The organism is Pseudoalteromonas lipolytica (assembly GCF_003515105.1).
Classification (GTDB): domain Bacteria; phylum Pseudomonadota; class Gammaproteobacteria; order Enterobacterales; family Alteromonadaceae; genus Pseudoalteromonas; species Pseudoalteromonas lipolytica.
In genome coordinates, this window is the sequence record NZ_CP032090.1 from 2,421,400 (window position 1) to 2,436,885 (window position 15,486).

17 protein-coding genes are annotated in these 15,486 nt (G+C 41.7%); 5 read left to right on the forward strand and 12 right to left on the reverse strand.

Going from position 1 to position 15,486, the window contains the following annotated elements; genetic code table 11:
• The 9 genes from pilV to murJ form a co-directional block, all read right to left on the reverse strand.
• The gene (gene pilV, locus D0907_RS11045; protein ID WP_075593731.1) at positions 1-555 is read right to left on the reverse strand and encodes a type IV pilus modification protein PilV; all 555 of its coding nucleotides are present in this window, start codon (positions 553-555) and stop codon (positions 1-3) included.
• A gap of 158 nt (positions 556-713) precedes the next feature.
• Positions 714-1,424, reverse strand: coding sequence for a LytR/AlgR family response regulator transcription factor (locus D0907_RS11050; protein WP_206770761.1), 711 nt, complete (start codon positions 1,422-1,424; stop codon positions 714-716).
• Positions 1,421-2,449: a sensor histidine kinase gene (locus D0907_RS11055; RefSeq protein WP_118844459.1), complete on the reverse strand. Its 1,029-nt coding sequence runs from the start codon at positions 2,447-2,449 to the stop codon at positions 1,421-1,423. Before D0907_RS11055 ends, D0907_RS11050 begins: the two co-directional genes overlap by 4 nt.
• A gap of 38 nt (positions 2,450-2,487) precedes the next feature.
• Positions 2,488-3,417 (reverse strand): 4-hydroxy-3-methylbut-2-enyl diphosphate reductase, encoded by a 930-nt coding sequence (ispH, locus tag D0907_RS11060; protein ID WP_036967044.1) that lies wholly within the window; start codon positions 3,415-3,417, stop codon positions 2,488-2,490.
• Entirely contained in the window at positions 3,417-3,857 is a 441-nt protein-coding gene (fkpB, locus tag D0907_RS11065; protein WP_036967041.1) for an FKBP-type peptidyl-prolyl cis-trans isomerase, read from the reverse strand. The genes ispH and fkpB overlap by 1 nt, the downstream gene beginning before the upstream one ends.
• Entirely contained in the window at positions 3,854-4,354 is a 501-nt protein-coding gene (lspA, locus tag D0907_RS11070) for a signal peptidase II (RefSeq protein ID WP_036967038.1), read from the reverse strand. The genes fkpB and lspA overlap by 4 nt, the downstream gene beginning before the upstream one ends.
• Before the next feature lie 9 nt (positions 4,355-4,363).
• The gene (gene ileS / locus D0907_RS11075) at positions 4,364-7,189 is read right to left on the reverse strand and encodes an isoleucine--tRNA ligase (RefSeq protein ID WP_118844460.1); all 2,826 of its coding nucleotides are present in this window, start codon (positions 7,187-7,189) and stop codon (positions 4,364-4,366) included.
• Between the two features lie 25 nt (positions 7,190-7,214).
• Positions 7,215-8,141, reverse strand: coding sequence for a bifunctional riboflavin kinase/FAD synthetase (ribF, locus tag D0907_RS11080; protein WP_065978564.1), 927 nt, complete (start codon positions 8,139-8,141; stop codon positions 7,215-7,217).
• A gap of 73 nt (positions 8,142-8,214) precedes the next feature.
• Entirely contained in the window at positions 8,215-9,753 is a 1,539-nt protein-coding gene (gene murJ, locus D0907_RS11085) for a murein biosynthesis integral membrane protein MurJ (protein WP_036969136.1), read from the reverse strand.
• Positions 9,754-10,038: 285 nt separating this feature from the next.
• On the opposite strand from murJ, the gene rpsT reads away from it, so the two are divergent.
• On the forward strand, positions 10,039-10,299 hold the full coding sequence (gene rpsT / locus D0907_RS11090; RefSeq protein WP_036967030.1) for a 30S ribosomal protein S20: 261 nt from the start codon (positions 10,039-10,041) through the stop codon (positions 10,297-10,299).
• Between the two features lie 63 nt (positions 10,300-10,362).
• Here the strand turns inward: rpsT and D0907_RS11095 are convergent, their stop codons facing one another.
• Positions 10,363-10,746 (reverse strand): response regulator, encoded by a 384-nt coding sequence (locus tag D0907_RS11095; protein WP_036967027.1) that lies wholly within the window; start codon positions 10,744-10,746, stop codon positions 10,363-10,365.
• A gap of 158 nt (positions 10,747-10,904) precedes the next feature.
• Between D0907_RS11095 and D0907_RS11100 the strand changes: the two genes are divergently transcribed.
• The 3 genes from D0907_RS11100 (at position 10,905) to smrA (ending at position 12,424) form a co-directional block, all read left to right on the forward strand.
• Positions 10,905-11,348, forward strand: coding sequence for a hypothetical protein (locus D0907_RS11100; RefSeq protein WP_118844461.1), 444 nt, complete (start codon positions 10,905-10,907; stop codon positions 11,346-11,348).
• 100 nt (positions 11,349-11,448) lie between these two features.
• A complete protein-coding gene (locus D0907_RS11105) occupies positions 11,449-11,694 on the forward strand; it encodes a hypothetical protein (RefSeq protein ID WP_036969134.1) in 246 nt (81 codons plus the stop codon).
• Positions 11,695-11,842: 148 nt separating this feature from the next.
• Entirely contained in the window at positions 11,843-12,424 is a 582-nt protein-coding gene (smrA, locus tag D0907_RS11110) for a DNA endonuclease SmrA (RefSeq protein WP_036967020.1), read from the forward strand.
• A gap of 59 nt (positions 12,425-12,483) precedes the next feature.
• Here the strand turns inward: smrA and D0907_RS21210 are convergent, their stop codons facing one another.
• Positions 12,484-12,618, reverse strand: coding sequence for a hypothetical protein (locus D0907_RS21210; protein WP_036967016.1), 135 nt, complete (start codon positions 12,616-12,618; stop codon positions 12,484-12,486).
• A 99-nt stretch (positions 12,619-12,717) separates the two neighbouring features.
• On the reverse strand, positions 12,718-13,638 hold the full coding sequence (locus tag D0907_RS11115) for a 2-hydroxyacid dehydrogenase (protein WP_075593736.1): 921 nt from the start codon (positions 13,636-13,638) through the stop codon (positions 12,718-12,720).
• Between the two features lie 115 nt (positions 13,639-13,753).
• Here D0907_RS11115 and olsF point away from each other — a divergent pair, with 115 nt between their 5' ends.
• A complete protein-coding gene (gene olsF, locus D0907_RS11120) occupies positions 13,754-15,469 on the forward strand; it encodes a bifunctional ornithine lipid synthase OlsF (RefSeq protein ID WP_118844462.1) in 1,716 nt (571 codons plus the stop codon).
• The last annotated feature ends 17 nt before the right edge of the window (positions 15,470-15,486 follow it).

Genomic DNA, 15,486 nt, shown 5'->3' on the forward strand with positions numbered 1-15,486 from the left:
TCAAGACCTTAAGTAAATATAGCTTTCAAGCACAATTAAACGACGCTTATCATTGGCTGCACCGCATTCAATTGCCGACGTACCTGCATTTGCTTTAATTGCTTGTCGACCTTGCCAACTGATCACCACGTTAATATTAAATTCACTTGCATTACCCGCTGCGACAGGCGTGCTCTTGATACACACCGTTGCATCATCTAAAGCCCCGGTATTTTCACGCGCTTGAATAGCCCGCACCCATTGCTGTTTATCAAGGGCTGCAAGTTGCTGAGCATTACACGCTGCGTTGTAGCATTGTAAATTGGTATTTAACGCAGTGTCACTTGTGAAAGTGCCATTATAGAGGGCTGTAAATCCTGTGGAATCGTTTGCTCGCATTCGTTGAATAATATCGTTTCCTAACGCCACCGCTGCAGCACGCTGCATTGAATCAAAACTAGCTTGCTTAGCTTTTGCCTGCAGCGCTACAGCGCCTAACAACCCAAAGCTTAAAATCACAAAAGCAATAAGTACTTCAACTAAGGTAAAGCCTTGAACATGTGAATGCCGTGTCATATTAAAATCAGCTCATAGATTTCCATACAATAAGCATAAAAGGACAATAATAAATAGCAATGAGGGTTTAGATGAACGGTCAAATTTATTGATAAGCGGTCCGAACATACCGACTAAAACAGCATCGAAAATTGGCACCGTAAAACTGTGTGGTAAAACTATTCACCCATCGCTTGTTTTACGGTTTTAAGTGCTCGACGGCTAATGGTGAGAGGTTCATCATAATGTCGCATTATTAAATGATGACCACTCGACACAGAGCAATGAAGGCTCTGTATATGCAGCTTATTAACCAAGGTATTACGATGAATACGCAATAATTGTTGTGAGTACGTACTTTCAAGCTGTTTCAAGCTATGCTCGATAATAGCTTCACCGCCAACAAAAATGAGTCGCGTATATTTTTGCTCTGCAACACAGCACACCACATCGTCTATATTGACTCGGCGCATAGCACCCGCTAACTGATAAGTGATATGTGAATGAACAGGCCTATTAACTTGTGTACGATTTAGTTTGCTAAGTTGCAGTAAGGTTTTTGTAAGTGCTTGCTCGGTTATAGGTTTTACTAAATAGCCATCTACCGCTAACTCAAATGCTTCTAGAGCATGTTCAGAATGGGCAGTTAAAAACACCACAGCCGGAGGTATAGCAAGCAGCTTTAATGCCTTTGCGACCTCTAAGCCGCTTAATTTTGGCATATTAATATCTAATAACACGATATCCGGTTGCAACTCTTTACACAGCGTTACCGCCTGCTCACCATTGTCTGCATCGCCAACAACATGGTAGTTAGGATGCATGGTTAATAAACGCCTAACACGTGCCCGAGCCAGCGGTTCATCGTCAACAATCAAAACATTGATCATGTAATTTCCTGCCTTGGAATAACGAGTTTAGCTCTAAACTCACTATCGCGATGTGTGGTGGTTAACTTGGCACGATAGTGATAAAAAAGCGCCAACCTTTGGCGAATGTTTTCAAGTGCCATGCCATTACCAGCGCGGCGCTGCTCTGCATTTTCAAGCACAGGATTAATAATAATAAACGTATAGCTTTTATCGGTTATATGCATCTCTATGGTAATTTTTGTGCTCTCAGAAGCCGGTTCAAGGCCATAATACACCGCATTCTCAATAATAGGCTGTATCGTTAGACACGGAATTTCAACGTCTGGGACGCACGCTGGCATCTGCCAGTTAACCGTTAATCGCTCGCCATAACGCCAACGCTCAAGTGCAATATATTGCTCACATAATATCAGCTCGTCTTGCAAAGAAATCGCTTTACCGCTTTTCATCGCAGCTTGGGACAACGCAGCTAAAGCCAAAATAGCTTGCTCGGCGGCTTCGGCATCATAATGCGTTAGCTCGGCAGCTGTGTTCAAGCTATTGAATAAAAAGTGTGGACGAATACGTGCTTGTAACGCATCTAACTCAGCATGCGCTAATGCTTTGGTTTGTAGCTCTTTTTGGTTTTGTATAACAACAAATTGACTAAATAATGCCGCCACTAAAAAGATTATGAGTACATTACTCGCGATAAAATAGCCCGCTGATTCAATATAATAAATATCTGCAAAGAGAGATAATACAGCCACACTGTAAAAACACGTTGATAGCAATAATGAAATAGTCAGGATAAGTAGTTGGAAATTATTAGAATAGCGTGCCAAGTATTTTCTAAAAATATACAGTGCAGCAACACTCGTCAGAAAGATTAAGTGCAAAAAGAAACTGAAAATGGCAAGACGAAGCCATACATCGCCTTCGGTTGCAGGGGCAAACGCTAGTAAAATAGCAATAACTTGACTTACCACGAGTGTAGCAAGCACACCTCGGGATTGAAAAAGAGCCGCAATCAACAAGCCGTTTTGATTTGGCTGTGTGCTCATGGGCTCTCCTAGTATCTGTTGTTAACTACTTGTTTAGATTAGCGTAGCTCAACAGGAACGGCAAATACTATATTCTCTTCTTCGCCAGGGTTTTCAACAACTTGGTTTCCACCCAATTCTTTTAGACGAGTAATTACTTGCTGCACTAACACTTCTGGTGCAGATGCGCCCGCAGTAACCCCTACGGCATTGACGTTGTTAAACCAATCAGCTTCAACGTTACTTGCATCATCAATTAAATACGCTTTAGTGCCCATTTTATCTGCAAGTTCACGTAAACGATTTGAGTTTGAGCTATTCTTAGCTCCCACAACCAGTAACACATCAACTTTATCTGCTAAGTCACGCACCGCATCTTGACGGTTTTGTGTCGCATAACATATATCATCTTTACGCGGACCATCAATTGCAGGAAACTTTGTACGTAAAGCATCAATAACATCGGCAGTGTCATCAACCGACAAGGTTGTTTGACTGCAATAAAATAAATTGTCAGGATTTTTAACCGTCAGATTTGCAACATCTTCCGGTGTTTCTACTAAGTAGATACCCCCTGCTTCGTTATTATATTGCCCCATGGTGCCTTCTACTTCAGGGTGACCATGATGACCTATTAAAATGCACTCGATGCCTTTACGGCTCGCGCGCGTTACTTCCATATGTACTTTGGTAACTAGCGGACAGGTTGCATCGAAAACTTTTAATTCACGACGCTTAGCCTCACTGCGTACCGCTTGAGATACACCGTGAGCACTAAAAATAACAATGCTGTCATCAGGAACTTGATCAAGTTCTTCAACGAATACAGCACCGCGGTTTTTAAGACCGTCTACTACATAGCGGTTATGCACCACTTCGTGTCGCACATAAATAGGCTTTTCAAAGATATCTAGTGCTCGCTCAACGATACTGATTGCGCGGTCAACACCTGCACAAAAACCACGTGGGTTAGCTAATAAAATATCCATTACCCTGTTACCTCTAAAATATCGACTTCAAAGGTTAAACGCTGGCCAGCAAGTGGATGATTGAAATCAATCGTTACAGACTCACCTTGTACCTCACGGACAAGTCCTGGTAATTCAGTGCCATCAGGTTGAGTGAAGGCAATAATGTTCCCCACCTCAGCTGGAGTGTCAGCGCCAAACTTACTGCGGTCTACATAGTAAATATTATCTGGGTTTGGTTGCCCAAAGGCATCTTCGGGTTCAAGTTCAAATGACTTACTCTCGCCTGCGGCTAGGCCTAACAAACACTTTTCAAAGTTGGCGGTTAGACTACCATCGCCCATTCTTAATTTTGCCGGCTTATTGTGCACCTTCGTCGAATCAGCTGCTGAGCCATCTTCTAATTTAATTGAGAAATGGAAGATCACTTCAGACTTTTCACCAATTACTGCTTGGCTCATGCTTTTTGCTCCTTAGGACTTTCGCCTGTAAAGGCATCATATAAAAGTAATGCTGCACCGATACAAATTGCACTGTCGGCAATATTGAATGCTGGGAAGTGCCAATTTTCATAATACACATGCAAAAAGTCTATGACATAACCATAGACAATACGATCGTATAAATTACCAATCGCACCCGCGAGTACAAGTGCATACGCAGAGCACAACACCTTATTGCTGGCAGGTAAACGTTTTAACCACCATGTTAAAAGCACACTAATAACCACAGCAATTAAGCTTAAAAACCAGCGTTGCCAACCACCAGCATCACTTAAAAAGCTGAAGGCAGCACCATAGTTATGCACATAGGTAAAATTAAAGAATGGCAAAATTTCAATAGATTCTTTGTAGGTCATAGTATTTACAACAAGTGTTTTTGTCGCATGGTCTACTACTAAAAGTAGTAGACTCAGCCATAACCATACTAAGCCACTTTTTCCGGCTAGTTTGCTCACAAACAACTCCTATGCGAACTGACGTTGTTCACCGTCGCCATCAACATTGCTAACACAACGGCCACATATTTCAGGATGAGCAGGCTCAGCACCTACATCATCACAATAATGCCAACAACGTTCACATTTTTCTGCCGTTGTTGCTGTAACGTTGATGAACAAGCCATCAATTTCAGTTGCTTGGCTACCTTGTGGTTGTTCAGTAACCGTTTCAACAGTGACACCAGAAGTTAATAATACAAAGCGTAATTCATCACCTAATGCGGCAAGTTTTGAACTTAACGCTTCAGTTGCATAAATACTGACATTTGCTTGTAAAGTCGCACCAATGATGTCTTCTTTACGCGCCGCTTCTAATACGCGGTTCACTTCATCACGTACATTCAGAATTGTGAGCCAATCATCGTTACTGAACTTACCTTGCGTAGAGGCTTTAAGCCCATCGTACCACACTGATGTGAATACAAATTTATCACGTTCGCCCGGTAATGCTTCCCAAATCTCTTGTGCAGTGAAGCTTAAGATTGGTGCCATCCAACGCGTCATTGCTTCTGCAATGTGATAAAGCGCTGTTTGACATGAGCGGCGTGCATGGCTATCGCTTTTCGCTGTGTATTGACGGTCTTTGATTACATCTAAATAGAATGAACCAAGCTCACCCGTACAGAAATTCATTAATTTTTGCGTTACAAGTAACATTTGGTACTTGTCGTAAGCAGCTAAAATTTCATCTTGTAACTCGGCAGCACGACCAACAATCCAGCGGTCTAGTTCAACCATATCGTCGATAGCAACGTGATCTGTTTTTGGATCAAAACCATTTAAGTTAGCAAGTAAGTAACGGCTCGTGTTACGGATACGACGGTAACGATCTGCCGAGCGCTTGAAGATTTCATCCGAAACCGTCATCTCTGCGGTAGAGTCAGTTGATGCAACCCATAAGCGAAGAATATCAGCACCCAGCTTGTTCATCACATTTTGCGGTGAAATAACATTACCCAGTGACTTAGACATCTTACGGCCGTTTTCATCAACGGTGAAGCCGTGCGTTAACACTTGCTTGTAAGGTGCATGGCCATTAATTGCAACCGATGTCATCATTGACGACATAAACCAACCACGATGTTGGTCAGACCCTTCAAGGTAAAGATCTGCTGGGCCCGTCAAGTCTTCACGTGCATCAACAACACACGCGTGAGTCACACCTGAATCAAACCAAACATCTAAGGTATCTTGTACTTTCATGTACTGATCAGCGTCATCACCAAGTAATGTTGCGGGGTCTAAATCGTACCACGCTTGAATACCTGATTTTTCAACTAGCTTAGCCGCTTCTTCGATTAATGCTTGCGTATTCGGGTGTAACGCCCCTGTGTCTTTATCAACAAACAACGCAATAGGTACACCCCATGTACGCTGACGTGAAATACACCAATCAGGTCGGCCTTCAACCATGTTCGCAATGCGGCTTTCACCCCACTCAGGTAACCACTCTGTCTTTTTGATTTCATTCAATGAATCTTGACGAAGGTTCGCTTGATCCATGCTTACAAACCATTGTGGTGTCGCACGGAAGATGATTGGCGTTTTATGACGCCAGCAATGTGGGTAACTATGATTGAGTGCATGATGATGCAACAGCGCGTTATTTTCTGTTAATACATCAATAACACTCGCGTTGGCTTTAAATACATGTTGACCTGCAAACAGTGGCGTATCAGGTAAATAAACACCATTTGCACCCACCGGGTTTGCTACTTCTAAACCATATGCAAGACCAGCCGCGAAATCTTCTTGACCATGACCAGGTGCAGTGTGAACAACCCCCGTACCCGAATCAGTCGTTACGTGATCAGCAACAATCACAGGCACTGTAAAGTCATAAAAAGGGTGAGCAACGTGTAAGTTTTCTAAGGCAGCACCTTTAACATAACCCAGTACATGGTAATGATTGAAACCGTAACGATCCATCGCATCTTTAACGAGTTCAGAGCCTAAGAGCAAACGCTGTTGCGCGCCCTCGTCATCAACTTGAACTAATGCATACTCAAGCTTCTCATGAACAGCCACTGCGCGGTTGGCAGGAAGTGTCCACGGTGTAGTTGTCCAGATAACAGTGCTTACAGCGCCTGTACCTTGATGACCATCGGCAAGTTCAAATGCGTTAATAACGGCATCTTGATCTGCAAACTCAAAGCGTACGTCGATAGCAGGTGATTGTTTGTCTTGGTACTCAACTTCTGCTTCAGCAAGCGCTGAACCACAATCTGTACACCAATGAACCGGTTTAGCACCTTTGTGTAAATGACCATTTTTAATAATACGGCCTAATACACGGATTGCATTCGCTTCAAAGTCAAAGTTCATGGTCAGGTAAGGCTTGTCCCAATCACCAAATACCCCTAAGCGTTTAAAGTCTGTTTTTTGACCTTCAACTTGCTTTTTAGCATATTCGCGACATTTTTCACGAAACTCAGCCGCTGACACTTTAACACCAGGCTTGCCAACTTTCTTTTCAACCATTAATTCAATAGGTAGACCATGGCAGTCCCAACCAGGCACATAAGGTGCATCAAAGTCAGACAAGGTTTTTGACTTAACAATAATGTCTTTAAGAATTTTGTTTACAGAGTGGCCTAAATGGATGTCACCGTTTGCATACGGAGGGCCGTCATGCAAAATGAAGGTTTTTTTACCTTTTTTAGCGCTGCGAATTTGACCATATAGATCGTCTTCATACCATGTTTTAAGCATAGTTGGTTCACGTTGTGCCAAATTGCCGCGCATTGGAAACGCTGTTTCCGGTAAATTCAAAGTATGTTTGTAGTCGCTCATTAATCCTACTTTCCGTATCGGCTACCTAATTTAAACCAAAACACTGCTTAGCGGCGGTTACATCATCTGCAATCTGCGCCGTCAGTTGTGTTAATGTCTCGAATTTTTTCTCATCGCGAAGCTTTTTTACAAGCTCCACATGCATAAATTGTCCGTAAATGTCCTGCGCAAAGTTAAAAAGGTGAACTTCTAATAATGCGCGTGTCCCGTTAAATGTGGGTTTGTTGCCAATATTTGCAACCCCAAACAGCTGTTCATTGCCAACGGTCGCTTTCACCGCAAATACGCCATTTACTGGGCATACTTGACGTTTCAAGGCAATATTTGCCGTTCTAAAACCAAGCTCACGGCCTTTTGCCCAACCGTGAATAACACGTCCAGAAATCGCATACCCATGACCCAGCATCGTTTTAGCCTCTTCTAATTGCCCTGCTGCTAGCGCATGGCGGATTAGTGTGCTACTTACTCTGTCATTAAGACGACGAAAGCTGGCCGTACTTTTAACATCTATATTCAGCGCTGCACCCATATTTTTTAGCAACGCAAAGTCACCACTGCGACGTTTTCCAAAACAAAAATCATCACCGACAGTGAGCGCTTTCACTCCGAGCTTATCAACCAAGACTTCGTTAACAAACTGCTCAGCTTCCATGTTAGCAAACTGCTGATTAAAACTAATACAAATTACGCGTTCAACACCCAGTTCTGCTAGCAATCGAAGCTTATCACGCAAACGTGTCAATCGAGCGGGTGCGTTATCTTTAGCAAAAAACTCTTGTGGCTGAGGCTCAAATAACATAACAGTGCTGGGTAACTGATGTTTTTGCGCATCAAGTAGCAAGCCTTTAATCACTTCAGCATGGCCTAAATGCACACCATCAAAGTTCCCAATCGTTAACACGCAACCATAGTGTTGTGCGCGAATATTATGAATACCTCTAATTAACTCCATGCCACCTATTTGCCTTTGTCAGCACGCCCAAAACATGTTCATCGGGCTTGAAGCGCCGATTATAATCTTTTTTTTAGTTGGATTCAGTAGTTGCAACACTTTTTATCGTATTTAGTCGTATTCCTAAAATAAAGAGCACAACAAAGTATACCAATACAGCCAGCACAAGCAGCCCTGCCAACAACATAACTTGTTCACTAAAGTGCCAGCTTCGCCATGCAAAGTGCTGACCTGCATACCATACCGCAGTCGCCATCAAAATACTCGAAAACAAACACTTAAATGTAAAACCGACGCTCATTGAAGAAAACTGATAAACCCCTTCTTTGCGTAACTGCCGATAAAGTAAAAACGCGTTACAGCTGGCCGACATAGACGTGGCTAAAGCTAACCCCAAATAACCAATAAAAGGCGCTAACATGATGTTAAACACCATGTTTAGAACCAAGGTTTTTATGCCTATTTTCACGGGGGTTTTAGTGTCTTGTCGCGAGTAAAAACCGGGTGCTAACACCTTGATTAACATAAAACTGACTAACCCTACCGAGTACGCCATCACGCCATAACTAACCGCTTGAACGTGATCAATTTCACCGTCTTGAAACGCACCATGGTCAAAAAGCACCGTGATGATCAACGGGCTTATCACCATTAAACCAAACATGGCTGGTAAACCTAAGAAAATAACAAATCGCACTCCCCAATCAAGCGTATGCTGAAAATCAAGCGTGCTTTTCGTACTATGTAATTTAGACAGTGCCGGTAATATCACTGTTGCAATACCAATACCGAATAACCCAAGGGGGAACTCTATCAATCTGTCTGAATAGTAAAGCCAGGCAATGGAGCCTGTCATAAGCATTGAGGCAATCATGGTATCGAGCAATAAATTAATTTGACTAATCGATACACCAAACAAGGCCGGTAACATCAACTTTCGTACTTTCACGACATTTTCGTCTTGCCACCCCCACTTAGGTCGGCTCAACATGCCCGCTCGATACAAAAATGGCAGCTGAAAAATCAGTTGCACCAAGCCACCAATGAACACCCCTATTGCTAATGCATAAGCACCTACTGCAAATTTATCATGCAGAAAAATAGCACAGGCAATAATTGAAATATTCAATAATACAGGGGTAAAAGCGGCCACGGCAAAGCGGTTATACACATTCATTACTGCGCCACTAAGAGCAACAAGACTCACAAAAAACAAGTACGGAAACGTGAGCTTTAATAACGCACTCGCTAATTCGAACTTAGCGGCATCCTCTCCCCCTTGCCACCAATCAATAAACCAGCCAGTACCAAATAAAGCGGCAATCACTGGCGAGGCAATCACACCAAATAAAGTGACGAGCAGCAAAATTGTGCCCAAAGTGCCCGCAGCCTGCGCGACAAAGAGTCTAACCTTGTCGTCACCTTGCTGCTCTTTTATTTCAGACAATACGGGCACAAATGCCTGTGCAAATGCGCCTTCGGCAAATAGACGTCGTAAAAAGTTAGGGATTCTATTAGCAAATAAAAACACATCAGCTGCCGCACTTGCACCCAGCAAGTTAGCAACAACCGCATCGCGAACTAACCCTAAAATACGCGAAATCATCGTCATCGCACTGACAATCATCCCGGAACGAAATAATCCTTTTGCCACCTTAAACCTATTATCAAAAAACCTTTAAGATGGGCGATTATGCCTAAAATATCTCTAAAGCACTAGGCTCGGACACGACGCTTTGTTACAATGGCGATATTAACTGCTAAAGCGGCAAATTGATGTTCGTTATAAGGAGCAGTTTTTCTTGAGCCGTCAAAAATTCATTGACATTCATGATAAAAACAGGCATATTCCACGGCCTTTAAATTAAGCTTATTTTAAGATTGTTAGGAGCAAACCTTGGCTAACATCAAGTCTGCAAAAAAACGCGCTATCACGAGCGAAAAAAATCGTCAACATAACGCAAGCCGTCGTTCAATGATGCGCACTTACTTCAAAAAAGTAGTTGCTGCAATTGAAGCGGGCGACAAAGAAGCTGCACAAGCAGCATTTGCTGTTGCAACACCTATCCTAGACCGTTACGCAACTAAAGGTCTAATCCACAAAAACAAAGCAGCTCGTCATAAGAGCCGTTTAGCAGCTAAAATCAAAGCGCTATAATTTGTTTTTGAAAGATATAAAAAAACCGGCTTTTGCCGGTTTTTTTTTACCTGAAATTTGACGTTACACAATTTCCAGCTCTGGGTAGAACTTTTTCAACATTGCCGCAATTTTCTTCGGTGTAAACGGCTTAACAACAAACCCTTTAGCGCCTTTATCAATTGCATCTTTCACATTTTCAACTGTTGAATGGGCTGACACCATCACCACATTCGCCTCTGGTGAAATGTCGTTAATATGAGAAATAATTTCTTTACCATCGCCATCTGGCAATTCAATATCTAAAAAAATGATATTAAACTCTTTCTCTTTACATTCACTTAAACACTGCGCAGCCGTTGAAGCCTCACGCACGTCATCAATCCCCAAGTGCATGAGCGTTTGATTTAAAAAGCTACGGACTGTTCCCACATCGTCAACAATAAGAATTGAAAGCTGCGTATCCATACTATTCCTCTTAAGCAATAAAGGTTCACACTAATTGAATGTAACTCTGTGACGCAATAAGACAATCAGTGTTATATGATCTGAATTTGACTATTATATCAAAAACTTCGTTATAATCTCATTATAGAGAGCTATGTATAAAAGGCCAGATAAGCTTTATGTCTAATAAAATAAAAAAACAATCGCTGTTAGGTAAAACACCAGCACGAAAAAAACCAACATCGACAACAAAACGACGACCTGCAAACCCGCAACGTGTCCCTCCCCAAACGGTGCAGCAGGCTGGCGCCTCCGAACCTGTTAAAAAAAGTGCAAGCCGTTGGTATGCAATTGCCGCTGTTGTATTAATTATGCTAATTACGCCCAAGCCCGTTCTCATTACCTATGAAAAACTAGGGATGGTATCTCAAAGCGTGTATTGGCCAGGTGTTTTTGGCTTCGGGGCAAAGCTCTTTGACTCAACCCTTATACCCCGTGCAGACCTTAGCCGTAATGTGATTTACTTATGCCAAGATAAACGCGACCCTGCGAGCTGCCAAAAATACCGTGTAACAGAGCAAAGCGGTTTTTTTGCGGCAATGAAAAAGCTAATAATGGATTAAAAAATCTAATCTGAAAATAAAAAATTACTTGGTTGAAAGCTGTGTAAAAGATCACCATAATGGCGCTCCTTTTTCAACACAGACACTATTAGATACGACCATGCTAAACGAGCTAGATTGGCTTTTAAACTTTACGTTACTTGCACTAGGATTAGGTGCTTTTTTTATTAATCAGTTAACCTTATTGCGTTTTGCTGCTATTAGCGCGTGTAGTTTATTATTTTTATCGTTTAGTTTAGATCTGATGTCATCAAGTGTGATCTCAAATATGAGCTTAGTGTTGATCAACACATTTTATTTATTCAAGGTCTACACTTTTGGCCAATTGAATATTAATCAAGGTTAATCTTCTCCCAAGATTATTTGATAGAACACTTTAACGCTTCTATCATCCTTTACGCCCAAACATCGCTATGTTTGGGCTTTTTTTTACTTACAATATGACTGAACTGAGATACCATATATTCCGTATAAAGATATTTTAGAGGTGCCTTATGTCATTAAACGACTTCGACTTATTTCTCTCTTCTATGGAAGATGTAAAGCCTCTCAAGCACGATACTGTAAAACTCGATACCACCAAGCAAGGCCCTTCTCTGTCACAACAAGAAAAACGTAAAGCCGCTGAGTCTGATCTCGCAATCGATGAAAACTACCTTCGCAGTGAGTTTGTTGAATTACTTGATCCACACGCTGTTTTAGCGTTCAAGAAAGATGGCGTTCAAGCCCAAGTTTATAAAAATCTTCGCTTAGCGAAATATCAGCTTGATGCAACCCTAGATTTGCATGGACAGGCACTCCAACATGCCCGTAGCACCTTATTCAATTTTATTAATGATTGTCACCTGCGCAATATTCGCGTGGTGTTAATTCGCCATGGAATTGGTATTAAAAATAAATCAAAACCGGGTATCTTAAAAAGCTACACCAATAAGTGGCTACAAGAAATACCCGCTGTACTTGCGTTTCACAGCGCACTTAAGCAGCATGGTGGCAACGGTGCTACCTATGTAATGATCAAAAAGTCAGATGAGAAAAAGCACGAGAATAGAGAGCGCCATTCTAAGAGAAGTTAATAACATAATTTAGATGTAATCAGGTGCAACGCTCACTTTGCGAAGCACCTCTTAAAACGTTATGATTGACTTTGTACAATTTCTGGTACGTCAACACCTGCAGCATTGGCTTGATTAAACCATGCAGATATACCTAATACGATTACAGACACCACCACTAAGCTAAGTTTTGCCCCACCTTGATTAGATTTCATAACACCTCTTATTATTATTGTTGTTGGTTTATTGTCCACCAACAGCATAGCAAAGTTACAGATGTTAACAAGCTGTTTAATAAAATAATTTATTAGATGTCAATAACCTTTTGTTCTATCAACCAGATTTACTAGCCTTTCCCCATTTAGCAATCTTTTTACATTACCTGCAATTTGTTCAGTTACCGTGTTTATATCCGATAAAGCAGCACAATGAGGAGTGAGTGTAATTTTATCATGAGACCAAAATGGGTGCCCTTCAGGTAAAGGCTCTTCAGCGAACACATCAAGCGTTGCGCCACGTAAGGAATTGTTATCTAAAGCCGCCAGCAAATCGGCGTCAACGACATGCTTACCACGGGCGACATTAATGAGCACCGCATGATTTTGCAGCTTACTTAATAATGCAGCATCAATAATGCCTGTAGTATGTTGATTAAGAGGCAACAAACACACCAAGTAGTCAACCTGTTTTAGCATTGTATTCAAGCCATTTTCTGTATGGTAACAAGTAACCTGTTGTTCTTGTTTTTCGCTATTTGACCATGCACTTACCGTAAAACCATTCGCCACCAAACGTTTGGCACATGCCTTTCCAAGCTCACCATAGCCTAAAATACCCACATGCTGATGTGCATAGGCTCGTTTGGGTTTCCATGCTCCTTGTGATTGTTTTAAAAAATATTCTTTCAATCTTAATTTTTGCGCTAATACATGGGTCAACACATATTCAGCCATATCGCTGGCAAGGGTCTCGTCGACAATACGTACCACAGGAACAGAGGGTGCAATCGCCGTTAAGTCAATGCTGTCTACGCCTGCACCAAACGACGACACAGCTTTTAAATTAGGGAGTTTCGCCCATAAGTCTGCAGGCGCATTCCACGCCAATACAAATTCAACGGCGCTATAATCTGTACATTCTGACCACAACTGTACTTCCACTTCGGGTAATAAAGTACGTAATCGTTCAATTAATTGACTGCAATCTCGGCCAGTGATTGCCACAAGTAAAATCATTTTGTTCTCCGCTTATCGTTAGCGCTCTTTAAAAAGTCACACAACTGCAACTTAACTGTCACAGCGAGCTTTTACCCTACTTATATCGCTAGATGCGTTTAAGATTGAGGTGTGTATGATCAGTGTTGATAAAGTAATAGAAGCAAATTTACCACAGTTAGAAAATTCACCAAAAGTAAAAGGGTTGGTAAAAAAGGGGTTAGGCTATTTATTACATGAACAAGAGTTTGTTGCCTTTGGCGATGCCTACCCTCACTTACAGGGACTCGAGTTTGTTGAGCAAGTACTCGATGAACTTGACTTTGATACACGTTACAAACCAAAACAAATGGAACACATCCCCAGTGAGGGCCATGTTGTTATTGTTGCGAACCACCCAATTGGCTCGCTCGATGCATTAGCATTAATCAAAGTGCTATCCAGCATTAGACCCGACCTTAAAGTCGTTGCTAACCGCATGCTGATGTCAATCACGCCAATGCACTCATTGTTATTACCCGTCGACAACTTATCGGGGACAAGTAAAAAGAAAGAGCTGGCCAATATTCAACAGCATTTAAAATCAGAAGGCGCATTGTTAATATTTCCGGCTGGTGAAGTGTCACGACTAAGCCCTACAGGTATCAAAGATTGTAAGTGGAACAGCGGCTTTTTACGCATGGCAAAAAAAGCCAACGCGCCGATCTTGCCAATTTATATTAAAGCCAAAAACAGCCCACTATTTTATGGCACTTCGATGATCTACAAACCATTAGCAAGCTTGTTATTGGTCAAAGAAATGTTTAAACAACGACAAAAATCGTTAGAGTTTGAAATTGGTGCATCAATACCGCCTGAGTCATATTTAATTGAGAATTTAAAAGATAAAGAAATTGCGCAATTAATCAGAAAGCAGCTTTATCGCCTGATCACTAAAAAGCCATTACCTTTAAAAACACAAACGCCAATCGCAAGCCCAGAGGCCACTAAGGATTTAAAGAAAGCCATTGAACAGTGCGAACTGCTCGGTGAAACATCAGACGGAATGAAAATTTATCTTTATCAATATAGCGGTAGCTCTCCGATTTTTCGTGAACTCGGTCGTTTACGCGAAATAGCCTTTCGTGCTGTCGGTGAAGGCAGTGGTAAGCGACGTGATATTGATAAATACGATATGGATTATCAGCACCTCGTACTGTGGGATGCAAAACAACTGGAACTAGTCGGTGCATATCGTCTTGCGTGTGCAAAAGAAATTATAGAAAAACATGGCCAAAAGGGACTGTATACCGATAGCTTATTTAGTTACAGCGACGAAATGGCGCCATATTTCGAACAAGGTATTGAGCTGGGTCGCAGTTTTGTACAGCCCAAATATTGGGGCAGAAAAAGCCTCGATTACTTATGGTTTGGTATTGGTGCATTTGTAAATAGGTACCCGCAATATCGCTATTTATTTGGTGCTGTTAGTGTATCAAATGCCTTACCTGAACAAGCAAAATCTTTACTCGTTCATTACTATCAGCATTATTACGGTGCGCAGCAAACATTAGCGATACCCAACAATGAATTTCGTCATACTGAACAACAGCGTGAACAATGTACTCAGTTATTTTCAGGAAATGATATTAAAGAGGATTTTGTAGAGCTGAAGCATATTCTGGCTAATATTGGCGCCCAAGTCCCCACTTTGTTTAAACAATATACCGAATTATGCGAACCCGGCGGCGTACAATTTCTCAGCTTTAGTATCGATCCTGAGTTTAATAATTGTATCGATGGTCTTGTACTGGTTGATCTTAATAAAGTAAAGGCCAGCAAAGCTAAACGCTATTTGGGCGAGTCTCGCTAAAACAAACAGTGGATATC